This is a genomic window from Rhodoferax sediminis (assembly GCF_006970865.1).
GTDB lineage: Bacteria > Pseudomonadota > Gammaproteobacteria > Burkholderiales > Burkholderiaceae_C > Rhodoferax_A > Rhodoferax_A sediminis.
The window spans coordinates 2,332,206-2,358,170 of the sequence record NZ_CP035503.1; the positions used below are offsets into that span (position 1 = coordinate 2,332,206).

26 protein-coding genes are annotated in these 25,965 nt (G+C 64.8%); 11 read left to right on the forward strand and 15 right to left on the reverse strand.

Features of this window, described 5'->3' with window-relative positions:
* Positions 1-58: 58 nt before the first annotated feature.
* From EUB48_RS11265 to EUB48_RS11275, 3 genes are all read left to right on the forward strand, one after another.
* Positions 59-1,525, forward strand: coding sequence for an MFS transporter (locus EUB48_RS11265; protein ID WP_142819190.1), 1,467 nt, complete (start codon positions 59-61; stop codon positions 1,523-1,525).
* 95 nt (positions 1,526-1,620) lie between these two features.
* Complete coding sequence (locus tag EUB48_RS11270; RefSeq protein WP_142819192.1) at positions 1,621-2,889, forward strand: M20 family metallopeptidase; 1,269 nt, start codon at positions 1,621-1,623, stop codon at positions 2,887-2,889.
* A gap of 111 nt (positions 2,890-3,000) precedes the next feature.
* Complete coding sequence (locus EUB48_RS11275) at positions 3,001-3,675, forward strand: trimeric intracellular cation channel family protein (protein WP_420821410.1); 675 nt, start codon at positions 3,001-3,003, stop codon at positions 3,673-3,675.
* A gap of 63 nt (positions 3,676-3,738) precedes the next feature.
* Here EUB48_RS11275 and EUB48_RS11280 read toward each other — a convergent pair whose 3' ends face one another.
* On the reverse strand, positions 3,739-4,902 hold the full coding sequence (locus tag EUB48_RS11280) for an acyl-CoA dehydrogenase family protein (protein WP_142819194.1): 1,164 nt from the start codon (positions 4,900-4,902) through the stop codon (positions 3,739-3,741).
* 21 nt (positions 4,903-4,923) lie between these two features.
* Positions 4,924-5,691 (reverse strand): metallophosphoesterase family protein, encoded by a 768-nt coding sequence (locus EUB48_RS11285; protein ID WP_142821220.1) that lies wholly within the window; start codon positions 5,689-5,691, stop codon positions 4,924-4,926.
* Between the two features lie 123 nt (positions 5,692-5,814).
* On the opposite strand from EUB48_RS11285, the gene EUB48_RS11290 reads away from it, so the two are divergent.
* On the forward strand, positions 5,815-7,020 hold the full coding sequence (locus tag EUB48_RS11290; protein WP_142819196.1) for an acetyl-CoA C-acetyltransferase: 1,206 nt from the start codon (positions 5,815-5,817) through the stop codon (positions 7,018-7,020).
* Between the two features lie 69 nt (positions 7,021-7,089).
* Positions 7,090-9,237, forward strand: a complete 2,148-nt coding sequence (locus EUB48_RS11295; RefSeq protein ID WP_142819198.1) for a 3-hydroxyacyl-CoA dehydrogenase NAD-binding domain-containing protein — start codon at positions 7,090-7,092, stop codon at positions 9,235-9,237.
* A gap of 13 nt (positions 9,238-9,250) precedes the next feature.
* Here the strand turns inward: EUB48_RS11295 and EUB48_RS11300 are convergent, their stop codons facing one another.
* Complete coding sequence (locus tag EUB48_RS11300; protein WP_210411619.1) at positions 9,251-10,090, reverse strand: SMP-30/gluconolactonase/LRE family protein; 840 nt, start codon at positions 10,088-10,090, stop codon at positions 9,251-9,253.
* 124 nt (positions 10,091-10,214) lie between these two features.
* Between EUB48_RS11300 and EUB48_RS11305 the strand changes: the two genes are divergently transcribed.
* Genes EUB48_RS11305 through EUB48_RS11315 form a run of 3 tightly spaced genes read left to right on the forward strand, consistent with a single transcriptional unit; the run spans position 10,215 to position 12,374 of the window.
* On the forward strand, positions 10,215-11,156 hold the full coding sequence (locus tag EUB48_RS11305; RefSeq protein ID WP_142819203.1) for a bifunctional helix-turn-helix transcriptional regulator/GNAT family N-acetyltransferase: 942 nt from the start codon (positions 10,215-10,217) through the stop codon (positions 11,154-11,156).
* A 10-nt stretch (positions 11,157-11,166) separates the two neighbouring features.
* Positions 11,167-11,766, forward strand: coding sequence for a chromate transporter (locus EUB48_RS11310; protein ID WP_142819205.1), 600 nt, complete (start codon positions 11,167-11,169; stop codon positions 11,764-11,766).
* The gene (locus EUB48_RS11315) at positions 11,763-12,374 is read left to right on the forward strand and encodes a chromate transporter (protein WP_210411620.1); all 612 of its coding nucleotides are present in this window, start codon (positions 11,763-11,765) and stop codon (positions 12,372-12,374) included. Before EUB48_RS11310 ends, EUB48_RS11315 begins: the two co-directional genes overlap by 4 nt.
* An 11-nt stretch (positions 12,375-12,385) precedes the next feature.
* Here EUB48_RS11315 and rlmB read toward each other — a convergent pair whose 3' ends face one another.
* Entirely contained in the window at positions 12,386-13,123 is a 738-nt protein-coding gene (gene rlmB, locus EUB48_RS11320) for a 23S rRNA (guanosine(2251)-2'-O)-methyltransferase RlmB (protein WP_142819207.1), read from the reverse strand.
* A gap of 286 nt (positions 13,124-13,409) precedes the next feature.
* Here rlmB and EUB48_RS11325 point away from each other — a divergent pair, with 286 nt between their 5' ends.
* Positions 13,410-14,012 (forward strand): PEP-CTERM sorting domain-containing protein, encoded by a 603-nt coding sequence (locus EUB48_RS11325; protein ID WP_142819209.1) that lies wholly within the window; start codon positions 13,410-13,412, stop codon positions 14,010-14,012.
* A 114-nt stretch (positions 14,013-14,126) separates the two neighbouring features.
* Here EUB48_RS11325 and EUB48_RS11330 read toward each other — a convergent pair whose 3' ends face one another.
* Together EUB48_RS11330 and EUB48_RS11335 are read right to left on the reverse strand one after the other, a co-directional pair.
* Positions 14,127-14,759: a hypothetical protein gene (locus EUB48_RS11330; protein WP_142819211.1), complete on the reverse strand. Its 633-nt coding sequence runs from the start codon at positions 14,757-14,759 to the stop codon at positions 14,127-14,129.
* A 128-nt stretch (positions 14,760-14,887) separates the two neighbouring features.
* Positions 14,888-15,610, reverse strand: a complete 723-nt coding sequence (locus EUB48_RS11335) for an ABC transporter ATP-binding protein (protein ID WP_142819213.1) — start codon at positions 15,608-15,610, stop codon at positions 14,888-14,890.
* Positions 15,611-15,670: 60 nt separating this feature from the next.
* Between EUB48_RS11335 and EUB48_RS11340 the strand changes: the two genes are divergently transcribed.
* Positions 15,671-16,285 (forward strand): arylesterase, encoded by a 615-nt coding sequence (locus EUB48_RS11340; protein ID WP_142821224.1) that lies wholly within the window; start codon positions 15,671-15,673, stop codon positions 16,283-16,285.
* Positions 16,282-17,343 (forward strand): tRNA 2-selenouridine(34) synthase MnmH, encoded by a 1,062-nt coding sequence (gene mnmH / locus EUB48_RS11345; protein ID WP_142819215.1) that lies wholly within the window; start codon positions 16,282-16,284, stop codon positions 17,341-17,343. The genes EUB48_RS11340 and mnmH overlap by 4 nt, the downstream gene beginning before the upstream one ends.
* Before the next feature lie 55 nt (positions 17,344-17,398).
* On the opposite strand, the gene EUB48_RS11350 is transcribed toward mnmH, so the two are convergent.
* From EUB48_RS11350 to hflX, 9 genes are all read right to left on the reverse strand, one after another.
* Complete coding sequence (locus EUB48_RS11350) at positions 17,399-17,590, reverse strand: hypothetical protein (RefSeq protein WP_142819217.1); 192 nt, start codon at positions 17,588-17,590, stop codon at positions 17,399-17,401.
* 71 nt (positions 17,591-17,661) lie between these two features.
* On the reverse strand, positions 17,662-18,867 hold the full coding sequence (locus EUB48_RS11355) for a PLP-dependent transferase (RefSeq protein ID WP_142819219.1): 1,206 nt from the start codon (positions 18,865-18,867) through the stop codon (positions 17,662-17,664).
* 152 nt (positions 18,868-19,019) lie between these two features.
* The gene (locus EUB48_RS11365; RefSeq protein ID WP_142819221.1) at positions 19,020-19,544 is read right to left on the reverse strand and encodes a phosphoribosyltransferase; all 525 of its coding nucleotides are present in this window, start codon (positions 19,542-19,544) and stop codon (positions 19,020-19,022) included.
* Positions 19,545-19,623: 79 nt separating this feature from the next.
* A complete protein-coding gene (locus EUB48_RS11370; protein WP_142819223.1) occupies positions 19,624-20,967 on the reverse strand; it encodes an adenylosuccinate synthase in 1,344 nt (447 codons plus the stop codon).
* A gap of 12 nt (positions 20,968-20,979) precedes the next feature.
* On the reverse strand, positions 20,980-22,128 hold the full coding sequence (locus EUB48_RS11375) for an ATP phosphoribosyltransferase regulatory subunit (protein WP_142819225.1): 1,149 nt from the start codon (positions 22,126-22,128) through the stop codon (positions 20,980-20,982).
* 59 nt (positions 22,129-22,187) lie between these two features.
* On the reverse strand, positions 22,188-22,376 hold the full coding sequence (locus tag EUB48_RS11380) for a DUF2065 domain-containing protein (protein ID WP_142819227.1): 189 nt from the start codon (positions 22,374-22,376) through the stop codon (positions 22,188-22,190).
* A gap of 18 nt (positions 22,377-22,394) precedes the next feature.
* Entirely contained in the window at positions 22,395-23,312 is a 918-nt protein-coding gene (gene hflC / locus EUB48_RS11385) for a protease modulator HflC (RefSeq protein ID WP_077562713.1), read from the reverse strand.
* Positions 23,313-23,321: 9 nt separating this feature from the next.
* Entirely contained in the window at positions 23,322-24,725 is a 1,404-nt protein-coding gene (gene hflK, locus EUB48_RS11390) for an FtsH protease activity modulator HflK (RefSeq protein WP_142819228.1), read from the reverse strand.
* 40 nt (positions 24,726-24,765) lie between these two features.
* Positions 24,766-25,938 (reverse strand): GTPase HflX, encoded by a 1,173-nt coding sequence (hflX, locus tag EUB48_RS11395; RefSeq protein ID WP_142819229.1) that lies wholly within the window; start codon positions 25,936-25,938, stop codon positions 24,766-24,768.
* Between the last annotated feature and the right edge of the window lie 27 nt (positions 25,939-25,965).

Consider the following 25,965-nt stretch of genomic DNA (forward strand, 5'->3'; position numbering starts at 1 on the left):
TTCTGGGTAACGCAGCCGTCGACATAAGCCCGTTCGCGTAGACGCAATGGAGAACGGCATGAATATCAGCGCTCAACCCAAGGTGCCATACAAAGGCAACGATCGGCTGCTTTTCGGCATCATCATGGGTGTCATCGCGTTCTGGCTGTTTGCCCAGACGACGCTCAACATTGCGCCCGACATGAGTCGCGACCTCGGCATGGATGTGAGCATGATGAACGTCGCGGTGGCCATCACCTCGCTGTTCTCGGGGATCTTCATCGTGGTGATGGGCGGCCTGGCCGACCGTGTTGGCCGGCTGAAGATCACTCGCATTGGCTTTTACCTGAACATCGCCGGCTCGTTGCTGGTGGCCATCACGCCGCAGGGTCAGCTGGCAACACCGGTCCTGCTCGTGGGCCGCGCGCTGCAAGGCCTGTCGGCCGCCTGCATCATGCCGGCCAGTCTGGCGCTGGTGAAAGCTTTTTGGGACGGTGCCGAACGCCAGCGTGCCATCAGCATGTGGTCGATCGGTTCCTGGGGCGGTTCGGGCGTGTGCTCGCTGGTCGGTGGCCTGATGTCGCAGAACTTTGGCTGGCGCTCGATCTTCTGGGTAGCCATCGCCGTGAGCGCGCTCGGACTGTGGATGATGCGCGGCGCGCCCGAGAGCAAGGCCGAAACCAGGGGCGAGTACAAGTTCGACTTGTCTGGCGTGCTTGCTTTCATGGTCACTATGGTGGCACTGCAGGTACTGGTGACGCAGGGCAACAAGCTGGGTTGGACCAGCCCGATTAGCCTGGGTCTCCTGGCGGCAACGGCGGCTTTCGGCTGGCTGTTTTTCCGCATCGAGGACAAGGCCTCCAACGCGTTCTTCGACTTCGGCCTGTTCAAAAACGCGACCTACACCGGCGCGACGATCTCCAATTTCCTGGTTAACGGTACTGCGGGCACGCTGATCGTGTCGCTGCAACTGGTGCAGCTCGGTGGCAATATGAACGCCCAACAGGCAGGCTTTCTGACGCTGGGCTATGCGATTGCCATCATCGCCTTCATCCGCGTGGGCGAAAAACTGCTGCAACGCTTCGGCCCGCGCAAGCCGATGATCTGGGGCTGCCTGATTACGGGCCTGGCGATCCTGATGGTGTCGCCCGCCAACCTCCTGCTGTCACACTACAAGATCCTCGCGAGCGCCGGCTACACGCTGTTCGGTGTCGGTCTGGCGTTCTATGCCACCCCCTCGACCGATGCGGCGCTATCGAACCTGCCAGCTGCCCAGGCGGGTTCGGGTTCGGGCATCTACAAGATGGCTTCGTCGCTCGGCGCCGCCTTTGGCGTGGCGATTTCAGCCGCCATTTTCACCGCGCTGAGTGGTAACAGTTCGAGCGTGAACTGGCTGGACGGCGTGATCACCTTCAGTGGCCGCCAGGACAACCTGGCCGTGCGGGAGGCCGCCATCGTTGCGCTGGGCTTCAACGTGTTGATGATCGTGATGGCCATCATCTCAATCATGCTCACGGTGCCCAAGGGGACGAAGGCGCAGGCCTGAATTCTCTATCCTCATGTCAAGCGCCGACCATTTGTTCTCAAGCACGCTTTCTGTCAGACTTCTTTCAACTTCACTTCGCCACTTCTGGAGCCATCATGAATGCCCTCACCCAAGCGCTCGCCTCCGCCGAACCCGGCTTGATGACCAATCTCGAAGCTCTTTACAAGGACATCCATCAGCATCCCGAGTTGTCGATGCAGGAAGTTCGCACCGCGAAGATCGTCGCCGACGAGATGGAGGGTCTGGGCTACGAGGTGACGCGCAACATCGGCGTGACCGGCGTGGTGAGTGTGATGAAAAATGGCACCGGCCCGACCGTGATGCTGCGCGCCGACATGGATGCGCTGCCGATGGCCGAAAACACCGGGCTGCCCTATGCCAGCACCGTGACGGCGCGCGACGCGGACGGCGTCGAGGTTGGCGTTGCGCACTCGTGCGGCCACGACATGCACGTGACCTGGATGATCGGTGCCGCGCGCATCCTGTCCACGAATCGCGCCGCCTGGCGCGGCACGCTGATGATCGTGTTCCAGCCGGGCGAGGAAACGGCCGAAGGCGCCAGCGCCATGGTGCGCGACTGGGGCGAGAGCCGCTTCCCAAAGCCCGACATCATCCTGGGCCAGCACGTGATGGTCGGTGTGGCCGGCACCGTGAACTACCGTCCCGGCGTCACGCTGTCGGCCGGAGACAGCCTGAAGATCAAACTGTTCGGGCGCGGCTCACACGGCTCCCAGCCACAGACCTCGATCGATCCGGTGATCGTGGCTGCCGCGACTACGCTGCGCCTGCAGACCATCGTCTCGCGGGAGATCGCACCGACTGAGCCGGCGGTGCTCACGATAGGCTCGCTGCAGGCCGGCACCAAGGAAAACATTATCCCCGACGACGCCACCATCAAGCTGAACATGCGCACCTTCAGCGAGGACACGCGCGAGTACATGCTCAAGTCGATCCGCCGCATCTGCTGCGCCGAATGCGACGCCTCCGGTGCGGAGCGCCCGCCCGAGTTCACCACCATCAACAGCTACCCGCTGACCGAAAACGACCTGGTCACTACGCAAAGGGTGGCACAGGCGTTCGGCCACCAGTTTGGCAAGAACGCCTCGCTGGCGCCCAGTCCGGCGTCGGCCAGCGAAGACTTCAGCATTTTCGGCCGCACCTGGGGCGTGCCCTATGTGTTCTGGTTCGTCGGCGGTACCGACGCGGCGGTCTACGCCAAAGCCAAACAGGACAAGGCCGTCAACAAGATCCCCAGCAACCACTCGCCGAAGTTTGCGCCGCAGATCCACCCGACGCTCGAGACCGGCTTGCAGGCCATGCTGACCGCCGCCAGCGCGTGGCTGTGCGCTGGCACCGCGGCCTGAGGAGACCTCTCGTGGTGATGTGGTAGCCGACCGCCTCCATCTGCATTGCCATCCGACGCCCGTCACTATGCTACGCGGCGGGAGCCCGCGTTTTTCTCTCGAACCGAACCCATGAACATCCACGAATTGGCCCTTGCCGGCCTGAACGACCACCGCCTGTTCACCATTCTCGATCTCGCAGGCACATTTGCTTTTGCCATCAGCGGCGCCGTTGCTGCCAAGCAGCGCAACCTGGACCTGTTCGGCATCGTCGTCATTGCCTACAGCGTGGCGTGCGGCGGCGGCATCGTGCGCGACCTGTGCATTGGTGCCATTCCACCGGCAGGATTAGCCAACTGGCGCTATCTGATGGTGGCCCTCGTGGCCGTATTGGTGACGCTTGGCGCCTACTCGCAGGTGCAGCGCCTGAACCAGCCCGTGCTGCTGTTCGACGCTGTGGGGCTGGGCCTGTTTGCCGTGTCCGGCGCGCAAAAGGCGCTGCTGTATGGCCACAACGCCGAGGTTGCCATCCTCCTCGGAACGACCACTGCGGTCGGCGGCGGCGTGATACGCGACGTGCTGCTGACCCGGGTTCCCGTCATCCTGCAGCGGGAGATCTATGCGTCCGCGGCATTGGCGGGCGCCGTGATCGAGGTGGGCGCCCGGACCCTGGGCTGGGCCACCGACTGGAGTCCCTGGCTCGCCATGGCGGTGTGCATCGGCCTGCGCTACCTCTCGCTTCAGTATCACTGGCACCTGCCCACCTACGCGGACAGCAGAATCGAAAAAGAGCCACCCGTCCAATGACCCCGCGGTCCGGCCCCGGATAAGCCGAGCCCTTGCCCGCCTGGTGGCGTCGCGCAACGACCGCTACTTTTCCCCCAGCCCCATGGCCCGCGTAATCACCTCTTTCATGATCTCGTTGGTGCCGCCATAAATGCGCTGCACGCGCGCATCGGCGTAGGCCCGCGTGATCGGGTACTCCCACATGTAGCCATAGCCGCCGAACAGCTGCACGCACTCGTCCATCACCTTGCACTGCAGGTCCGAGCACCAGTACTTGGCCATGCTGGCGGTGGCGGTGTCGAGTTTGCCCTGGCACACGAGTTCCGTGCATTTGTCAACGAACACCTGCGCGATCTGCACCTCGGTCTGCAGCTCGGCCAGGCGGTAGCGCGTGTTCTGGAACGCGGCCACGGGTTGGCCGAACACCTTGCGCTCCTTCACGTAAGCCACGGTACCGTCGATCGCCGCCTGCGCCGCGGCCACGGCGGTGATGGCAATTTGCATGCGCTCCCAGGGCAACTGCTCCATCAGGGAGATGAAGCCCCTGTTTTCAAACGCGGCGCCGCCCAGCAGGTTGTCGGCCGGCACGCGCACGTTGTCGAAGAACAGCTCGCTCGTGTCCTGCGCCTTCAGGCCCAGCTTTTTGAGGCGCTTGCCTGTCTCGAAGCCCGGCATGCCGCGCTCGACCAGCAGCAGGCTGGTGCCTTTGGCCCCGGCCGCGGGGTTGGTCTTGGCCACCACGATCACCAGATCCGCATGCCAGCCGTTGGTGATGAAGGTCTTGCTGCCGCTCAGCAGGTAGCTGCCGTCGGGCTGCTTGAGCGCCGTGGACTTGATGCCCTGCAGGTCGCTGCCCGCGGCGGGCTCGCTCATGGCAATGGCGCCCACCATCTCGCCGCTGGCCAGCCGCGGCAGGTACTTTTTCTTTTGCGCTTCGGTGCCGTAGTGCAGGAGGTAGGGCGCGACGATTTCGCTGTGCAAGCCGAAGCCAATGCCGCTGAAGCCGCCGCGCCAGAGCTCCTCCATCTGCACCACGGAGTACAGCTTGTCGGCACCCGAGCCGCCATATTCTTCGGGCATGGTCATGCACAGGAAGCCGTTGGCGCCGGCCTTGCGCCAGACCTCGCGGTCGACATAGCCCTGCTCCTCCCAGGCTTCGTGGTGGGGCGCGATTTCCTTATCGCAGAAGCGGCGGAAGCTGTCGCGAAAAGCCTCGTGGTCGGGGCTGAAAAGGGTGCGTTCAATCATGTTGCCTTCTCTCTGTTTCTGTTATGCGTAACCCGTAGCCAGCCAGTGCGCCCACCCCGCCGCGCCTTCGCGTGCCGCCTTGGCGCTGGCGCTGTTCCAGTCGTAAGGCACGGCCACCTGCGCCACCGCCCAGCCGGCTGGCAGGCGCTCGCACAGCGCATAGTGTGCGTGGGGCGCGCCGGTTTCGTGTATGTGGAAGGCCACGTGGTCATCGTCAAACGCCGGCAGGCCGACGCTGCCGGGATTCACGCACGGCGTGCCGCCCGTCCTGCCCCCGGCAACGCCCGCCACCATCATGATGCGCGGCAGATGGCTGTGGCCGCACAGCACCAGACTGGCCTGCGCCGCCGCACTGCCTGCAAGCTGCGCGGCCACCACGGCGGGACGCGCCATGCGCGAGCCGGCTCCGGGCGCCACCGTCTCCAGCAGGTATTCCATGTCGGTCGCGGGCTGGCCGTGGCATACGTAGACATCTGGCGCAAGCTGCAGCGTGGCCGGCAGCGAGGCCAGCCACTGCTGCTGCGCGCGCGTGCTGTGCTCAAACGCATACTGGTCCACGGGGCTTCCTGGCTGGTGGGCGCAGCCCAGCAACTGCCGCTCGTGGTTGCCCGCGATGGTGGGCAGCGCCAGTGCCATCAGGCGGTCGGCCGTCTCCGCGGGCCACAGCGGGCCGGACAGGATGTCGCCGCAGTTCACGATCACGTCCGCGCCGCGCCGCGCGATGTCGGCCAGCACGGCGTCGAGCGCCGGCAGGTTGCCGTGAATATCGGAAATGACGGCGATGCGCACGATTTGATATTTTTGCAAAGCAATTGCTTGGTGAAATGAATATACTGCTTTCCAGCGACTCTGCCCGCCGGCCTGTCATTGCGGTGGCGGCCAGGACGACAACACCCCTTTCAGGAGCACATGATGACCGAAGCCTTCGTCTATGACGCCATTCGCACCCCGCGCGGCAAGGGCAAGAAAGATGGCAGCCTTTATGAGGTCAAGCCCGTTAATTTGCTGGCTGGCGTGCTATCAGAACTGCAGCGCCGCAACGATTTCGACACCGCGCAGGTGGACGACGTGGTGATGGGCGTGGTCTCGCCCATTGGCGAGCAGGGCTCGGTGATTGCCAAGGTGGCCGCGCTCAAGGCGGGTTGGGACTTTCGCTGCTCGGGCGTGCAGATCAACCGCTTTTGCGCCTCGGGCCTGGAGGCCGTGAACCTGGCGGCGCAGAAGGTGCGCTCCGGCTGGGAAGACCTGGTGGTGGCCGGCGGCGTGGAGAGCATGAGCCGCGTGCCGATCGGCTCCGACGGCGGTGCCTGGGCGCAGGACCCCGAAACCAACAGCGCCACCGCCTTCGTGCCGCAGGGCATCGGCGCCGACCTGATCGCCACGCTCTCGGGCTTCACGCGGGGCGACGTGGATGCCTTCGCCATGGAGAGCCAGCAGCGCGCGGCCAGGGCACGCGATAGCGGCCTGTTCGCGCGCTCGGTCGTCCCGGTGAAGGACGCGCTGGACCAGATCATTCTGGGCGAGGACGAATTCATCAAGTCGCGTACGACGATGGAGGCCCTGGCCGGCCTGCGCCCCGCCTTCGAGCAGCTCGGCGCCATGGGGTTCGACCAGGTGGCGCTCACGCGCTACCCGCAGGTCGAGCGCATTCACCATGTGCACCATGCCGGCAATTCATCCGGCATCGTGGACGGCGCGGCGGCCGTGCTGATCGGCTCCGAGGCCGCGGGCAAGACGCATGGCTTCACGCCGCGCGCGCGCATCGTCGCGGCGGCGCTGTCCGGCGCCGACCCGACCATCATGCTGACCGGCCCGATGCCCGCCGCACGCAAGGCGCTGGCCAGGGCCGGCATGACCATTGACCAGATCGATCTGTTCGAGGTGAACGAGGCGTTTGCCGCCGTGCCCATGAAATTCATGCAGGAAATGAACGTGCCGCACGACAAGGTCAACGTCAACGGCGGCGCCATCGCCATGGGCCACCCGCTGGGCGCCACCGGCGCGATGATTCTGAACACGCTGATCGACGAGTTGCACCGGCGCCAACTGCGCTACGGCCTGGCCACGCTGTGCGTGGGTGGCGGCATGGGGATTGCGACCATTGTCGAGCGGATTTAAGCCATTTCGGCCTGAAGCCCCTATGTGGTACTGACAGGACGCTATCAATTTCATAGTAAACGGACACCCATGAAAACCATTCGATACGAACTCGCCGATGGCATCGCCACCCTCACCTTCGACGAGCCAGGCTCGCCCGTCAACACCATGTGCCAGCAATGGCAGGACGACCTGACCGAGGTCACCGCGCAGGTGGTCAAGGACAAGGACACCATCAAGGGCATCATCCTGGCCTCCGCCAAGACCACGTTTTTTGCGGGCGCCGACCTCAAGGGCACCATGCGGCTCAAACCTGAGGACGCGCCGCGCGTGTTCGCCGGGATCGAGCAAACCAAGAAGAACTTCCGCGCGCTCGAGACTCTCGGCAAGCCGGTGGTGGCCTGCCTGAACGGCACGGCGCTGGGTGGCGGCTGGGAGGTGGCGCTGGTGGGCCACCACCGCGTTGCCATGGACGACAAAAAGATCCAGTTCGGCCTGCCCGAAATCACGCTCGGCCTGATTCCGGGCGCCAGCGGCATCACCAAGATGACGCGCCTGCTCGGTCTGCTGGGGGCGCAACCCTATATCCTGGAAAGCAAATTGTTCGGCCCGCGCGAGGCGCTGGAGCTGGGCCTGGTGCACGAGCTGGCGAGCGACGCCACGCAGCTGCGCGAGAAGGCGCTGGCCTGGATCGCTGCCAACCCGGTGTCGCAGCAGCCCTGGGACGCCAAGGACTACAAAATCCCCGGCGGCACGCCGGCGAATCCGAAAATTGCGGGCGCGCTGGCGGTCGCGCCCGCCATGCTCAAGAAGACCACGCGCGGTCTGTACCCGGCTCCCGAATATGCGCTGGCCGCCATGGTGGAGGGCGCGCAGGTGGACTTCGACACCGCGCTGCGCATCGAGAGCCGGTATCTCGCCCGGCTGATCGTCAGTCCGGTGGCGAAGAACATGATCAACACGTTCTTCTTCAACCTGAACGCGATCAAGAGCGGGCAGTCGCGGCCCAGGGACGTGCCCAAATACAAACCGGCCAGGGTCGGCGTCCTCGGCGCCGGCATGATGGGCGCGGGCATCGCGTATGTGCAGGCGAGCCGGGGCATTGCCACGGTGCTGAAAGACGTGAGCCTGGACAAGGCCGAACACGGCAAGGCCTATAGCGTCAAGCTGACCCAGCCGCGCGTCGACAAGGGCCGCATGAGCCCGCACGACCAGAAGGCCCTGCTCGATCGCATCACACCCACCGACAAGGCCGCCAACCTCCAGGGTTGCGACCTGATCATCGAAGCGGTGTTCGAACAGCGCGACCTGAAGGCCAAAGTCACGCAGGAGGCCGAGCCCCTGCTGGCGCCGGGCGGCTTCTTTGCCAGCAACACCTCCACCCTGCCGATCTCGGGCCTGGCCAAAGCCAGCGCCAAACCCGAGAAATTCATCGGCATCCATTTCTTCAGTCCGGTGGACAAGATGAAGCTGGTGGAAATCATCCGCGGCAAGCAGACCGACGAAGAAACCGTGGCGCGCGCCTTCGACTACGTGCAGTCGCTCGGCAAGATCCCGATCGTGGTGAACGATTCGCGCGGCTTCTACACCAGCCGCACCTTCGGCACCTTCGTGATGGAAGGCGCGGCCATGCTGGGTGAAGGCATTCCGGCGCCCGTGATTGAAAACGCCGGCATCCAGTGCGGCATGCCGGTGGGACCGCTGGCGGTACTGGACGAGACCGCGCTATCTTTAAGCGTTCATGTGCTGGACCAAACCCGCGCCGACTACCGCTTTGAGGGCAAAACCTACCTCGCCACGCCCGGCGAACTGCTGGTGGAGCGCATGGTCAAGGAGTTCGACCGCAACGGCCGCGCGGCGGGCAGCGGCTTCTATGACTACCCGGCCGAGAAAGGCGCCCGCAAGAGCCTGTGGCCGCAGCTCAAAGCCCTGTTTGAAAAGCCGGACACCGCCTGGGACATCGAAGAAGTCAAGGACCGTTTGCTGTACCGCCAGGCGGTCGAGACCGCACGCTGCCTGTCCGAGAACGTGCTGACCACGGTGTTCGAGGCCAACATCGGCTCCATCTTCGGCATTGGTTTCCCGGCCTGGACCGGCGGCGCCATGCAATTCATCTACAGCATGGGGGTCGACGCCTTTGTGCAGCGCGCCGATGCGCTGGCGACCAAGTTCGGGCCCGGCTTTGCGTTGACGGCACAAGTCAAGGACACGATCCGCAAACACCAGCCGGTGTATTGAAGCGCCCCCCGACTCAGGGCCATCCCGTCCCCGGCACATCCACGCGCAGCGTGTACACCCTCCCGGACATCGCGGCGCGCGATTGCTCGGGTGTCGTCATCACCTTGCCGGTCAATATATAGAGCGTGCGGCGATCATCGCCACCGAGCATGCACGCCACGGCCGCTGCCGGCAAGGGAATACGGTGCGTGACCGTGCCACCTTCGAGCACGCGCAACACCTCCCTGCTGATCGGTGACGCCACCCAGATCGCGCCCTGCGCGTCCAGGCAGATGCCGTCGGGCGCGGCGCCCTCAAGCTGCGCCCAGAGGCGCCGGTTGCGCAGCGCGCCGTCCGCCGCAATGTCGAACGCCGTGAGCCGCGCTTTGTAGCTCTCGCCAATGATCAGCGTGCCGCCATCGGGCGTGATCACCGTGCCATTGGGAAAATGCAGCTCATCGGCCACCACCCGGGCCGCGCCATCCGGCGTCACCATGATCAGCACGGTGGGCCGGGGCGCCTCGCGCGCCGGCAGGTCGAAGCCGAAGTTGCCGATGTAGGCGCGGCCCTGTGCGTCCACCACCATGTCGTTGCAATGAAAAGGCGCGAGGCTGGAGAGGTCGGCCACCTCGGTCAGACGCGTCCCGTCCAGGCGCAGCAGGCGCCGGTCGATCATCGACACGACCAGCAGACGACCGTCGGGCAGCCAGCCCAGCCCCGACGGTTGACCCGGCACTTCCACCATGGTTTCAGGCACGCCATCCAATCCCACGCGCAGCACGCGGTGCGTGTAGAAGTCCGAAAACCAGAACGCGCCGTCGTGCCAGCGCGGCGATTCGGGGAAAGCGATCTGCTCCAGGAGCAGGGCAGGCATCGGGTGGGTCATCACGAAACATAAGCCTGCGCGTGCACGGCGCGACTGTCAAGCCGGTTCGCGCATGCTTTTGAAAGAACCCAAATACTTGACTTAGTCATCTATATGGTTGACTATATCAATCATGAACACCCCTACCACCACCGCTTCGAAGGATGACGTCAAGGCCGTCCGCGCCTTCAACCGCTTCTATACCCAGCGCATCGGCGTGCTCGACCCTTACCTGGGCAGCGAGCTTGCCTTGACACAGGTGCGCGTGCTCTACGAGCTGGCGCACCGCGACCAGCCCACCGCCGCCGAACTGGGCCGCGACCTGGCGCTCGACGCGGGCTACCTGAGCCGCATTCTGCGCAGCTTCGAGACCAAGGGCTGGCTGGCGCGGGTCGCGTCGCCAGCCGACGCGCGGCAAAGCCTGCTCAAGCTCACCGACGCCGGCCACCAGGCCTTCGCGCCGCTGCAGCAGAAGTCGCGCGACCAGGCGGCCGCCCTGCTCGGCGCCCTGCCCGCAGCGGGCCAGCGCCAGCTGATCGAGGCGATGGCCACGGTGCAGCGGCTGCTCGACACGAGCCAGGCAACACCGCCCACGCGCACTGTCCTGCTGCGCGATATGCGGCCCGGCGACATGGGCTGGGTCGTGCAGCAACACGGCGAGCTCTACGCGCGCGAATATGGGTGGAACAGCGAGTTCGAGGGCCTCGTCGCCGGCATCGTGGCCGGGTTCATCAAGGACTACCAGCCCGGATGGGAGCGCTGCTGGATCGCCGAACTCGACGGCGAGCGCGTGGGCTCGATCTTTGTCATGCGCAAGAGCAAGGCCGTGGCCCAGCTGCGCCTGCTGATTCTCGCGCCGCAGGCACGCGGCCTGGGCCTGGGCGCCCGGCTCACGGATGAATGCATGGCCTTTGCACGCGCCCAGGGCTACAAAAAAATGCTGTTGTGGACCAACAGCTGCCTCACTGCCGCGCGCAACATCTATGCCCGGCGCGGCTTCAAGCTGGTCAAAAGCGAGCCCTACCATGGCTTCGGACACGACCTGGTCGGCGAAACCTGGCAACTGCGGCTGTGATAATCGGGCCATGAGTTTCCTGCCCGCCCAAAAACACCCGCAGCCGCAATCCCTGAGCGACCTGTTCATGTCCTTCACCCTGCTGGCCCTGCAGGGTTTTGGCGGCGTGCTGGCCGTGGTGCAGCGCGAGCTGGTCGAGAAGAAACAATGGCTCACGCGCGAGGAGTTTGTCGACGACTGGGCCGTGGCGCAGATCCTGCCCGGCCCCAATGTGGTGAACCTGTCGATGATGATCGGCGACCGCTACTTCGGCCTGCGCGGCGCGCTGGTCGCGCTGGCCGGCATGCTGACCTTGCCGCTGCTGGTGGTACTGGCCATGGCCCTGCTGTTTGCAGGCATCGCCGACGTGCCGGCTGCCCAGGGTGCGCTGCGCGGCATGGGCGCTGTGGCAGCCGGGCTGATCACCGCCACCGGGCTCAAGCTGATCGGAGCTTTGCATACAAATGTGATGGGAGCCCGCATCTGCTGGGCGCTGGCAGCTATTACTTTCATAGCTATCGCGCTGCTGCGCATACGCCTGCTATGGGTGTTGCTGGTGCTGGGCGGGCTCGCCAGCATGTGGGCGTACCGGCAGCTCGGCGCCCTCAGGGCCGTAGGAGCCAGCCAATGAGCCACCCGCCCCTGAGCATCGTGATGACGCATGCCGATTGGTTGGGCCTGTTCACCCACTTCATGACGCTGTCGCTGCTCTCCATCGGCGGCGCCATCACGACCGCGCCCGAGATGCAGCGCTACCTTGTGAACGACAGGCTCTGGCTGACGGATGCGCAATTCAACTCGTCGATTGCGCTGGCGCAAGCCGCACCTGGCCCCAACGTGCTGTTCGTCGCGCTGGTGGGCTGGAACGTGGGGCTCAACGCCGGCGGCGGCCTCGGCGCGGGCATGGCCGGCTGGGGCTTCGCCCTGCTGGGCGTCGCCGTCACCATGGTCGGCATGATGCTGCCCAGCGCCACGCTGACCTTTTTCGCGGCGCGCTGGGGCCACCGCAACCGCGAACTGCGCCCGGTGCGCGCCTTCAAGCAGGGCGTGGCGCCGATCGTGATTGCGCTGCTGCTTTCCACCGGCTGGGTGCTGACCGCCGGGCACAACCACCCGGCTCAGGACTGGCCGCTGTGGCTGCTCACCGTCGTGACGGCGCTGGTGGTCTGGAAGACCCGCATCCACCTGCTGTGGCTGCTGGGTGCCGGCGCGCTCCTGGGCGCGCTGGGGCTGGCCTGACCGCCTGATGATTAACCGAGGCGCTGGCGCAGCGCCTCGTACAGGCACACGCCGCTGGCCACCGACACGTTCAGGCTCTCCACCGCACCGCGCATCGGGATGTTCACCAGCTCGTCGCAGGTCTTGCGCGTGAGCTGGCGCATGCCGTCACCCTCGGCGCCCAGCACCAGCGCCACCGGGCCCTTGAGGTCCACCTGGTAGATGGATTTGGGCGCGTCGTCGCTGGTGCCGATGCACCAGATGCTGCGCTCCTTCAGCTCGCCCAGCGTGCGCGCAAGATTCGTCACCATGAAGTACGGCACCGTCTCGGCGGCACCGCTGGCAACCTTGGCCACGGTGGCGTTGATGCCGGCCGCGTGGTCCTTGGGCGCGATCACGGCGTGCGCACCGGCGCCGTCGGCCACGCGCAGGCAGGCCCCCAGGTTGTGCGGATCGGTCACGCCGTCGAGCACCAGCAGCAGCGGTGGACCGCTGACCTGATCGAGCAGATCGTCGAGCGAATGCGCCTGCGCCAGCGGCTGCACCCGCGCCGCCACGCCCTGGTGCCCATGGCTGCCCGCCAGCTTGGCCAGCCGCAGGCCATCGGCCTCGATCAGCCGCGCCCCGGCCTCGGTGGCGCGCTCCAGGAACTGGCGCATGCGCGCGTCGCGGCGCGTCGGTTCGTAAAAAATCTCGATGATGGATTGCGGCGCGGTCTTCAGGCGCACGCCGACGGCATGGAAGCCGAAAAGCACTTTGGGGGACGACATGGCGAGATTATCGACGCTGGGTAGGCGCTATTAAATAGATAGCTACCTTCGCTTGCCCACTGGGTAGAACGACTGTAGCGGCATTGAAACCCGCACAAGCAAGATCGCCGCCAACTTAAGTGTCGGGATTTCTTACAAAGCGAAGAGCCTTCTTTACGAAATAAATTCAGCACATTGATTTCATTGAACAAATTCAATAGGCACCAAAGTTGCTTTGTAACAAATAATTCAGTTTGAAACGTGAAGTTTTCAAACTGCCCAAACAACTTAGCCCTGGATTGGAACCATGTTTTCATTAAAAAGCATCCGTGTCGTAGCGATCGTTTTGGCCTTTTCCGGGAGCTTGTTTGCCCTGCAGGCAAAGGCAGACCCCGTTGTCACCTACACCTGGACGACGACCAGCCAGGGTTTCGGACAACATGTGGACCAACCGTCATCGGCCACATTTGACGCAAGCCTAAGCGCCGTTCAAAGCGGGAAAATAACCGCGAACGATATTTCAAACATCCAGCTGTTCTATCCTGGACTGACATTCAACAATTCCGTGGTGAGCACATTCGGCTTCGATTTTGGCGCCTATGTCAATCCAGTTACCGGCGCTCTGGTTTTTCACGACGATCAGCAAGGACTGGCGCTGATCGCTTTTGCGGGTGCTTCCATCAACGACGCAACCACTTTTCTGTCGATCACATTCGACAACCCGGTGTCGAACGCTGTCAAAGACCAGTTCAATGCGCTCAATAACGGCAGTGCCTTCGCCGGCTTTCCCACTGCCGGCTTTTGGACCGCGACCTTGCCCGTGGGCAACAGTGTCCCCGAACCGGGCTCTTTGGCTTTGCTAGGTTTGGGCATTCTGGGGATTGCCGCAATACGCCGGCGCAAGCAATAAGTTTGTTTTTGGCCCTCGCCGGAATCCCGGGATTTGAGAGCTCGCTCCCCGTTGCCCAGTAACCGCGGCGGTGCGCGTTGCGAGCGAGCCATTGGGCGAGTCCCATGAATAGCCTTAATGCACCGCGACAGCGGCGGCATCCGCACCCGACTGCAACGGGCCGAGCGGATTGTTCTGTTGCTCGATCCGGTCGGTATAGGCTTGCCCCGCAAAGTTGCGAAACAGCACGGTATCGCCGCTGATCACAATCAATGCGTCAAACCACCACCCGGTCACCTTCGTGGTACGGCGAACGTTCAAAAAGTCCAGCCAGAAACTGCCTTCGCGCTGGCGATGTTGCCGCTCAAAATGAAACTGGTAGCCGCGGCAGGTGGTTTGCGCCTCGATGCACTGGCGGATGCCGGGGTCGAGTTTGGCGAGGGGTACGCCCGGATTGGGCACCAGTCGCCCCACAATCTCGGGGTAGGGAATCAGCGTGACATTGCGCCCGTCGACCGGGTCGAACCCGATGTTCTTGAGTTCAGAGGTGCGCGTCTGCAGAGCCACGATCCGCTGCGCCGCCGCTGCAGCTTCTTCGAAACTGGCGAAACCCGCGGGTGTATCGGTGCTGGCTCGCGGCAACAGCGAGGAACAGGCACAAAGCGCCGCGCAGGAAAGCGCGAGGAAGAGGGGACGGTATCTCATGAAACAAAATTGTCCCCTGGCGGTCCCGTTGCTGGCCTGATCCTGGTCAACAACCTCGCACATTGCTCGATCGGCATCAACACCTCATGATTGCAAATGTCCATCCCATCCTGCCATCATTTTGCGTGGGCACACACCGCGCAAGCCTCGAGGCAGGACGCGCCGCGGGGCACATGCCACACGACAGTCCCTCAGTATCCGCCGGCCAGTGACCGGACCGCCCCCTCCTCTGCGGGCACGATCCGTCCGGCTTCAATATTGATGCGCCGCTCGCAGCGCTCGGCAATGCCGCGGTCGTGCGTCACCAGCACCAGCGTCGTGCCCAGTTCGCGGTTCAGGTCGAACATCAACGCCATGATGGTCTCGCCGGTGGCGAAGTCGAGGCTGCCGGTGGGCTCGTCGGCCAGCAGAACGGCCGGCTGCACGACAAAGGCGCGGGCCAGCGCCACGCGCTGCTGTTCGCCGCCGCTCAGGACCTTGGGGTAGTGGCCCAGGCGCTGCGACAGGCCCACGCGCGCCAGCATCTCGGTGGCGGCACGGCGCGAGTCCTTGCGCCCGGCCAGCTCCAGCGGCAGCATCACGTTTTCCAGCGCCGACAGGTTGCCCATCAACTGAAAGCTCTGGAACACAAAGCCGGCCTTTTGCGCGCGCAGCGCGGCGCGCTCGTCCTCGTCCAGCGCAAACAGGTCCTGCCCGTCCAGCCGCACGGTGCCGCGCGTGGGCGTATCCAGGCCGGCGATGATGGACAGAAGCGTGCTCTTGCCCGAGCCCGAGGCGCCGACAATTGCTGCGGTCTCGCGCGGTGCCAGCGAGAAATCAATATCGCGCAAAATGTCGAGGGTACCGGTCGAGTCGGTCACTGATTTGAAGAGATGCTCGACGGAAATAATGGCGGAGCCGGACACGGTGGACATGAAGGATTTGAAGTTTTGATTCGAAGACACTTTATCGCGGCGGCCGCCGGGCTCTGGGCCATGGGGGCTTGGGCCGCCCAGAACAAGCCACGCGGGCCGGCCGCACATGGTGCCACACCCAAGACCATTCTGGTGCTGGGCGACAGCCTGAGCGCCGAGTATGGCCTGCCGCGCGGCAGCGGCTGGGTCGCCCTGCTGCAAAAGCGCCTGGCGGCTGAAAAAATCCCGGCAACCGTGCAAAACGCCAGCATCAGCGGCGAGACCACCTCGGGCGGGCGCTCGCGGCTGGCCGCGCTGCTTGCCGCCGACAAGCCCGGCATCGTGATTCTGGAGCTCGGCGCCAACGATGCGCTGCGTGGCCTGCCGCTGGCCATGACGCGGGACAACCTGAACCAGATGACGCAGGCCGCGCAAAAGGCCGGTGCGAAGGTGCTGCTGCTCGGCATGCAGGTGCCACCGAACTACGGCAGCGACTACGCCAACCACTTTGCCGCGACCTTTGGCCAGGTCGCCCGGGCCAACAAGGCGGCGCTGGTGCCGTTTTTGCTCAAGGGCGTTGCCGACGCGCCCAATGCCGCGCAGCTGTTCCAGAGCGACCGCATCCACCCCATCGCCGCGGCCCACCCGACTCTGCTGAACAACGTTTGGCCCGAACTGAAGAAGTTGCTCAAGTGAACGTCAAACACGTATCGGCGGCTGACGCCATCGCCCAGCTCAACGCCTACAGCGCCGTGATAGATGCGCGCAGCGAAGACGAATACCTGGAGGACCATTTGCCCGGCGCCGTGAACTGGCCTTCGCTCAACAACGAAGAGCGCCGGCTGATCGGCACCATTTACACGCAGGTCAATCCGTTCGAGGCGAAAAAGCGCGGTGCGGCGCTGGTGGCGGCGAATATCGCGCGCCATATCGAGCGCGAGCTGCTGGACAAGCCCAAGACCTGGCAGCCGCTGATCTATTGCTGGCGCGGCGGCAAGCGCAGCAACGCCCTGGCGCTGGTGCTGGGCGAGATCGGCCTGCGCGTGGCGGTGATCGAAGGCGGCTACAAGGCCTTTCGCGGTGCCGTGCTGGCCAGCCTGCCCGAGCTGGCCCCCAGCCTGTCGTATCGCGTGATCTGCGGCCCTACCGGATCCGGCAAGACGCGGTTGCTGCAGGCGCTGGCCCAGGCCGGTGCGCAGGTGCTGGACCTCGAAGCGCTGGCCAGCCACCGCAGCTCGGTGCTGGGACAGATTCCGGGCCAGCCCCAGCCATCGCAAAAGCGCTTTGACAATCTGGTATGGAATGCGCTACGCCAGTTCGACCCGGCGCGCCCGGTGTTTATCGAGAGCGAGAGCAAGAAGGTCGGCAACCTGGCCATCCCCGACAGCCTGATGCTGGCCATGCGCGCCAGCCCCTGCCTGGACCTGCAGCTGTCGGACGACGAGCGCGTGGCGCTGCTGCTCGAAGACTACGATTTCTTCGTGCAGGACACGGCCCTGTTTTGCGACCGGCTGGACGCCCTGGTCGAGCTGCGCGGCAAGGCCCTGGTGCAGACCTGGAAGGGCAAAGTGCACACCGGCCAGATCGAAGCCGTGGTGCGTGAACTACTCACGACGCATTACGACCCGGGCTATGCGCGCTCGATACAGCGCAACTTCAGCCAGTACGGAACTTCAAAAAAGATAGCGGCCAGCGACCGCTCTGCGGGGGCTATGGGTCAATTGGCTCGCCAGATCCTGGCGGAGAGCACATGAACGAGCAGTTTGAGCCAGTAGCTCAAACAGGGGCTCGTGAAGATGCAGAAAAGACTCAGGACCGGGCCGGCGTGCCCGGCGTTTGACCGGTCGCGTCGCTGGACGACGTTGAATCATCCTGCTGCGCATCGCCTTGCGCAGGGTCGCCGACCTTGCGGCCAGCCTTGGCCTTGAGCTTGTCTTCTTTCTTGCGCTTTTTGGCCAGCTCTTTCTGGCGCTTTTCGTATCCGTAATTAGGTGTAGCCAAGGTTCTCTTTCAATAGGTGGATGTCACTTTAACAGTTTGAGGTGCAAGCATGAACGCATGGGGCGGATATTTCAAGCCATCGCCTGCAGGGCCTGCGCCAGATCGGCCTGCAGATCGGCCACGGCCTCCAGGCCGATGGCAAAGCGCACCAGGGTGCCGCGCGCCAGATGGGCCGGCCACGCGGTGCGCATGCTCTCCAGCTCGTAAGGCACCACCAGGCTGATCGGTCCGCCCCAGCTGTAGCCCAGCTTGAACAGCCGGAGCGCATCGCAAAAGGCGTCCACCTGGGCGCTGCCGTAGCGCGCATCGATCAGCACGCTGAACAGGCTGGCGGCGCCGCCAGCTTCATGGCGGCACAGCGCGCGCCAGTGCTCGTGCCCCGGACTGCCCGGCAGCGCCGGGTGCAGCACCTGGGCGAACTCGGGGCGGGCCTGGCACCAGAGTGCCAGTTCGCGCGCTGCCGCGTCCTGCGCCCCGTAGCGCAACTCGATGCTGGGCAGGGAGCGCAGCACCGTCTCGGTGTCGTTGGCCGCCACACCCAGCCCCAGCCGCATGTGGGTAAGCTTGATTTTCATGTGCAGCGCGGGCTCGCGCGTGACAATGCTGCCCATCAGCACGTCGCCGCCGCCGCTGGGGTATTTGGTCAACGCCTGCACCGAGATGTCGACCGCCAGGCTGCCGCTCCCGTCACCGTCCAGATCGAACGGCCGAAAGGCCAGGCCCGCGCCCCAGGTGTTGTCCAGCGCCGCCGTCACCTTGTGCTGGCGGCAGATGCGCACCTGCTCCCTCAGATCCGGGAATTCCAGGGTCACCGAGCCTGCGGCCTCCAGCCACACGAGCCGGGTTTTCGCGCTGATTTTTTGTGCCAGATCGGCTGGGTTCATCGCGTCATAAAACTGGTGCGTGATGCCCCAGGCCATCAGCTCGCCTTCGGCCAGTGTCTTGTTGGGGCCATAGGCGTTGTCGGGGATCAGCACCTCGTCACCGGTTTTGAGCAGCGCCAGCGCCACGTTGGCAATCGCCGCCAGGCCGCTGGGCACGAGCAGGCATTGCAGGCCGCCTTCGAGCGTGCACAGGCGCTCTTCCAGCAAAAACGTGGTGGGCGTTCCGTGCAGGCCGTAGGTGTAGCCCGACTTGTCTTTCCACTCGCGCGTGCGCATGGCCGCGACATTCGCGAAAAACACCGTGGAGGCCTTGTGGATGCCCGGCTGCGGCGCGGCAAAGCCTTCGGGCGGGGAATAGGGATGATGAATCAGCCGGGTGGAAATTTCGCTCATCGGCAAATGGTAACGCTGAAATAAAAACGGGAGCCAGGCTCCCGTGAAGTGACAAACGCCAACCGCGAACGCCGCGAAGGGCCGCCCCGAGCAAGTTCAGACCCCTCGGGGGGCAGCGCAGCATACGCAGTGGCAAGCCGTGGGGGCGCTAGTTATACGACCCACTTGGCCTGGAGCTGCTCGGGGCTCATGGTGTCGTAGCTTTCAAACGGCTGGTGAATCCACGGGTTGGTCGGCAAGAATTCGACCGCGTAGTCGGGCGTGAAGCTCGATACCCCCTTGGCCCAAATCACCGCGCTGCGCAGTTCGGTGATCGGCCTGTAATTGTTTTTGAGCTGATGAATCACAACGTTCAGCGTATGGCCGGTGTCCGCCAGATCGTCCACCAGCAACACCTTGCCGGCAATCTCGCCCCGGGGCGTGGTGATGTAGTGCGCGATGTCGAGCTTGCCCTGCTGTGTGCCCGCCTCGGCGCGGTACGAGCTGGTGGACATGATGGCCAGCGGCTTGTCGAAAATGCGCGAGAGGATGTCGCCGGGGCGCATGCCGCCGCGCGCCAGGCACAGGATGGTGTCGAACTGCCAGCCCGACTGGTGCACCTTGATGGCCAGCTTTTCGATCAGGTTGTGGTACTCGTCGTAGCTCACGTACAGGTGTTTGCCGTCTTCCGTCAACATGGGGTATGCTCCTGAATTAATAGCTAGAGGCGAATGTCACATAAGGGCTTGAAGTCGATTCTCTTCCTGGTTGATGGCCTCAAGCCGGTGCATACGGGTGGCGCAGCAGGATGGTGTGGTCACGATCCGGGCTGGTGGAAATCATGGCGATCGGCACGCCGGTCACCTCCTCAATCCGCTTCAGATACAGGCGCGCATTGGCTGGCAAATGGTCGTATTGCGTGACACCCACGGTGGAGTCGCTCCAGCCGGCGATGGTCTCGTACACCGGCACGCAGCGCGCGATTTCTTCGGCCGCCATGGGCAGGATGTCGATCAGTTCGCCGTCGAGCGTGTATCCGGTGCACAGCTCCAGCTGGTCCAGGCCGTCGAGCACGTCGAGCTTGGTGATGCACAGGCCGGACAGGCCATTGACCTGCGCCGAGCGCTTGAGCAGCGCCGCGTCGAACCAGCCGCAGCGCCGGCTGCGCCCGGTGACCACGCCCTTTTCGGCGCCCACGGTGCTCATGTGGTAGCCCGGCGTGCCGGGTGTTTGCCAGTCGAGCTCGGTCGGAAACGGGCCACCACCCACGCGCGTGCAATAGGCCTTGGTGATGCCCAGGATGTAGTGCAGCAGGCCGGGGCCCACGCCCGAGCCGGCCGCGGCATTGCCGGCCACGCAGTTGCTGGATGTGACGTACGGGTAGGTGCCGTGGTCGACGTCGAGCAGTGTGCCCTGCGCGCCCTCGAACAGCAAATTGGCGCCATCACGGTGCGCATCGTTGAGCTCGCGCGAGACGTCGGCCATCATGGGCAAGAGCTGCTCCGCATGGCTCATGGCCTGGTCATACACCGCGTCGAACTCGATCGCGGGAGCGTGCAGATACTGCGTCAGCACAAAGTTGTGCAGTGCCAGCAATTCGCGCAGCTTGGCGGCAAAGCGCTCGGGGTATTTCAGGTCCTGCACGCGCAGCGCACGGCGCGCGATCTTGTCTTCGTAGGCCGGACCGATGCCCTTGCCCGTGGTGCCGATCTTCTCGCTGCCGCCCTGCTCGCGCACGGCTTCGCGCGCCACATCCAGCGCCGCATGGAACGGCAGGATCAGCGGACAGGCTTCGCTGATGCGCAGGCGCGAACGCACCTCCACGCCCACCGCCTCGAGCCGCTCGATCTCTTTGAACAAATGATCGGTCGAGAGCACGACGCCGTTGCCGATGTAGCACTTCACGACGGGTCGCATGATGCCGCTCGGGATCAGGTTCAGCGCGGTCTTCACGCCATTGATCACCAGCGTGTGGCCGGCGTTGTGGCCGCCCTGGAAGCGCACCACGCCCTGGGCGCTCTCGGTCAGCCAGTCCACCAGCTTGCCCTTGCCTTCGTCGCCCCATTGGGTGCCGACCACGACCACGTTGCGTCCTGGCGCCTGTACTTTGCTTGTATTCATCTCGGATGTTTCTCAAATAGCTTGCACAATCCACTGCCCCGCGGCATGGACCAGCTCGCGGTCGCAGTGGAATTCATCGACGCCGCTCTCATGGCCCGGCAGCACGCAGACCACGGTTTCGCCCCGACCGCGCAGGGCCGCGATGGCCGCGCGCAACTCGGGCGCATCACCCCATGGGGCGCGGATGGCCGCACGCAGCGCGCGCGGGGCCACGGCCGCCACCAGTTGCTTCACATCCAGGCTGAAGCCCACGGCCGGCCGGTTGCGGCCGAACACGGCGCCGACCTCGTCGTAGCGGCCGCCGCGCACCAGCGCGGCGCTGGCATGCTGCGCATAGATGGCAAAGCGCGCGCCGCTGTAATAGGCGTAGCCGCGCAGGTCGGCGAGATCGAACGTGACGTGCGTGCCCGCCAGGCGGTTCGCAAGCCATTTCAGATTTGATAGCGCCTCGCGTAGAGCCGGCGAGGGCTTGAGGGTCTTTTCAGCTTCAATCAGCACGCGTTCATCGCCATACAGCTGCACCAGCGCCAGCAGGCCTTCGCGCGACGCGGCCGGAAAGGTTTTGGTCAGCGCCGCCAGCTCGCTCGCGTCCTTGGCCGCCAGCGCCGCATGCACCCGGGCCGAGCCGGCGGCGTCGAGCGGCACGTCCGCGAGCAGCGAACGCACGATCCGGGCGTCGGCCATGTCAACGCTGACGCCCTGCACCTGCGCCGCCTTCAGGCAGTCCAGCGACAGCAGCAAAATCTCCAGGTCCGCTTCCAGGCCCGCGTGGCCGTAGATTTCGGCACCGAACTGCAGCGGCTCGCGCGTGGCATGCGGCCGGTCGGGCCGGGTGTGCAGCACCGGACCGCAATAGCACAGACGGGTCACGCCGCTGCGGTTGAGCAAATGCGCGTCGATGCGCGCCACCTGCGATGTGGTGTCGGCGCGCAGCCCCATCATGCGCCCCGACAGCTGGTCCACCAGCTTGAAGGTTTGCAGATCGAGTGCTTCGCCGGTGCCGGTGAGCAGCGATTCCAGATGCTCCAGCAACGGCGGCATAACCAGCTCGTAGCCGTAGCCGCGAGCCGTGTCGAGCAGAGAGCGGCGCAGCTCTTCGATGTGCCGGGCCTCGGAAGGCAGAACATCGGCGATGTAATCCGGCAGGACCCAAGCGGACATGAATATTTTGGGAGGCTGTTAAAACAGGGATTTTACCGGGCTTGCCGGCCCGTCCTGCTTCACGACAGCAGCCAGAGCATGAAAAGTCCCGCGGCGATGCTGCACAGGCCGAAAAAACGCAGCTGCCCATCGCGCAGTTGCAGGATTTGCGTGAACATGCGCCGCCACGCCGCGGGCGACGCCAACGGCAGCAAGCCCTCGATGACCAGCACCAGGGCAAGCGCCACCCAGAACGTACCGCTGTCCAAGGCCCGGGCGTCCGCGGCTTACTTCTTGGCCGGCCTGGCGGCAGGAGCCGCGCTGGTGCTGCCACCGGAGCCGCGCATCGCCTTGAAGAACTCCGACGATTCGTCGATCACCATCACGTCGCTCTTCTTGTTGAAGCTGGACTTGTAGGCGTCCAGGCTGCGGTAAAACTGCGCAAACTGGGGATCGCGGCCGAACGATTCGGCGTAGATGCGGGTGGCCTGCGCGTCGCCGGCACCCTTGATTTTCTGGGCCTCGCGGTAGGCGTTGGCCACCGTCACCTCGCGCTGGCGATCGGCATCGGCGCGAATTTTTTCGCCCTCGGCCACGCCGGTCGAGCGCAACTCGTTGGCCACGCGCTTGCGCTCGGCCTCCATGCGCCGGTACACGGAATCGGTGATGTCGCTCACATAGTCGACGCGCGTGATGCGCACGTCCACCACATCCACCCCCCACGGCTTGGCGCCGCGCACCGTGGCCAGCACCTGACTCTTGACGGCCGACATCAAGGCTTCGCGCTTGGCGGACAGCAACTCCTTGACCGTGTACTTGTTGATCTCGCCCTGGAACGCGTTGCGCACCACGCGGTTGAGCTGGTTCGCGCCCGCGTTTTCGTCCAGCCCGACGTTGCGGATGTATTCGGTCGGGTCGGTCACACGCCAGCGCACGTACCAGTCGATCACGACGCGCTGCTTTTCCGCGGTGTAGACCGGCTCCGCGTCGGTGCTGTCGAGCGTGAGCAGGCGCTTGTCCAGATAGGACACGTTCTGGAACGGCGGCGGCAGCTTGAAGTTGAGCCCCGGCTGGGTGATGACTTCCTTGATCTGCCCGAGCGCATAGACAATGCCGAACTGGCGCTGATCGACCACGAACAGCATGGAGCTGAGCACCGCAAGCACCACCAGCAGTGAAGAAACAATAAAACCAACTCTGTTCACGGGGTGCTCCTAGCGTGTTTCGCGGTCGCGCGAGCGCGCGCCGTCACGGCTGCGCGCATCATCATTGGACAAACCGGGCGGCGTCACCGGCACCACCGCGCCGGCAGGCGCCGGTGGCGTGGACGTGTCTGCCGCCGCGGGTGCGCTCTGGCCGGTCATCTGCATGATCTTGTCGAGCGGCAGGTACAGCAGATTCGAGTTCTGGCGCGAATCCACCAGCACCTTGGTAACGTTGCTGTAGATCTGCTGCATGGAGTCCAGGTACATGCGGTCGCGCGTCACTTGCGGCGCCTTCTGGTACTCGGCCAGCACCGAGCTGAAGCGCTGCGCATCCCCCTCGGCCTGCGCCACGATGCGGGCCTTGTAGCCGTCGGACTCTTCCTTCAGGCGCGAGGCCGTCCCCACGGCACGCGGAATCACGTCGTTGGCATAGGCCTGGGCTTCGTTCTTGGTGCGCTCGCGCTCCTGCCCGGCCTTGAGCACGTCGTCGAACGCGGCCTGCACCTGCTCGGGCGGGCGCACCCCACCCTGCTGCAGGTTGATGTTGACGACTTCGATGCCGACGTCGTAGCGGTCCAGAATGGTTTGCATCAGCGCGCGAACCTGCGGCGAAATCTTGTCGCGGTCTTCGCCCAGGGCAGCGTCCATGGGCATCTTGCCCACGACTTCACGCACCGCCGACTCGGCCGCCTGCACCACGGCGCCGGCCGGGTCCCGGCTGGCAAACAGATAGGCGCGCGCGTCCTTCAGGCGGTATTGCACCGCGAACTTGATCTCGACAATGTTCTCGTCGGCGGTCAGCATGCCCGAGTCGCGCAGACCGGTGGCCTTGATGATGTTGTCGCGGCCGATATCGACCGAGCGGATCTGCGTCACGAACACCCGCTCATCGCGCTGGATCGGGTATGGCAGGCGCCAGTTGAAGCCGGCCCCGACCGTGGCGCGGTACTTGCCGAATTGCGTGATCACGGCCTGCTGGCCTTCCTGCACGATGAAAAATCCCGAGCCGAGCCAGATCAGGACGACGACACCGGCAATCAGCCCCGCACCGATCCCGGCACTTTTACCGTCCGGCTGAAACCCACCGCCGCCCGGCCCACGGCCACCGAAGCCGCCGCCGTTGTTGCCGGAACCGCCATTTTTACGGCCACCGAACAGCCCGCCCAGCTTGCGGTTGAAGTCACGCCACAGTTCATCGAGATCGGGCGGGCCCTGATTCGGGCCTTGTCCGCGGCCGTTGCCTGATTGCGGCGGCGGCGCTGGCGGCTCGCCCTCGGGCCGGGGTGCGTCTGCCCTGATGTTGTCGGACGGCTTGTCGTCGCCACGCCCCCAGCGCGGGTCGTTCAGATTGAACATGCCCCTGATGCGGCCTTGCAGTGCAGTCCACCCCGGGACTCGTAATTTCAGATTCATGCGCAAATTCTCTTCTTGTGTTGTCCCCGATTGTGCCCAATCAGGGAGCAGCCTCATGAAATTCGGGGGCTTGCGCACAGGCCGCACCGGCTCCCGCCCTGCCCGCCACCATGCTGGCCAATTGCTGACGCAGCCCCGGCAATCCTTCGCCCGTGCGTGCGCTGACGAACAAACGCGGGACACGGCTGCCGTCGACTTCGAACGTATCGCTCAGGTGCAGCGGCCGTTGCTCTTTTTCAAGGGCATCGAGCTTGTTGAACACGAGAAGCTGCGGCACGCGCGCCGCGCCGATCTCCGCCAGCACGCGCTGCACCTCGGCCATTTGTTCGGGGAAATCCGGCCGCGCAGCATCCACCACATGCAGCAGTAGGTCGGCATCCACGGCCTCCTGCAAGGTCGCCTGAAAGGCGTCGACCAGCCCGTGCGGCAGGTCGCGGATGAAGCCGACCGTATCCGACAGCGAAACGGAGCGCCCGGCCTCCCCGAGATAAAGCTGCCGTGTGGTGGTGTCCAGCGTGGCGAACAACTGGTCGGCGGTGTAGGCGCGCGCCTTCACCAGCGCATTGAACAGCGTCGATTTGCCCGCATTGGTGTAGCCCACCAGCGAGATATTGAAGGCGTCGCGCCGCTCGCGCTGGCGGCGCTGGGTGTGGCGCTGGCGCTTGACCTTTTCCAGCCGGGCCGAGGTGCGCTTGATGGATTCGCCAATCATGCGCCGGTCCAGCTCGATCTGGGCCTCGCCGGGGCCGCCGCGCGCGCCGATGCCACCGCGCTGGCGCTCCAGGTGCGACCAGCGCCGCACCAGACGCGTGCTCAGGTACTGCAGGCGGGCCAGTTCGACCTGCAGCTTGCCCTCGTGGCTGCGTGCGCGCTGGCCGAAGATTTCCAGGATCAGCAAGGTGCGGTCGTTCACAGGCAGGCCCAGATGCCGCTCCAGGTTGCGCTGCTGCGCCGGGCTCAGGCTCTGGTCAAATAGCACTTCGGTCGCACCCAACTGCTCTGCCATGAACTTGATTTCATCGGCCTTGCCGCTGCCCACAAACAGCGCCGCATCGGGCGCCTTGCGCTTGCAGGTGATACGCGCCACGGGCCTCAAGCCCGCGGTCTGGGCCAGCAGCCCGAGCTCTTCCAGCTCGCCGTCGAAATGAGGCAAGCCAAAGTCGACCCCGACCAGGACGGTCGGGGCAAATTGGCGGTCGGGTGAATCGGACAAATCTGGATCAGCGGATCAGGGGTTGCA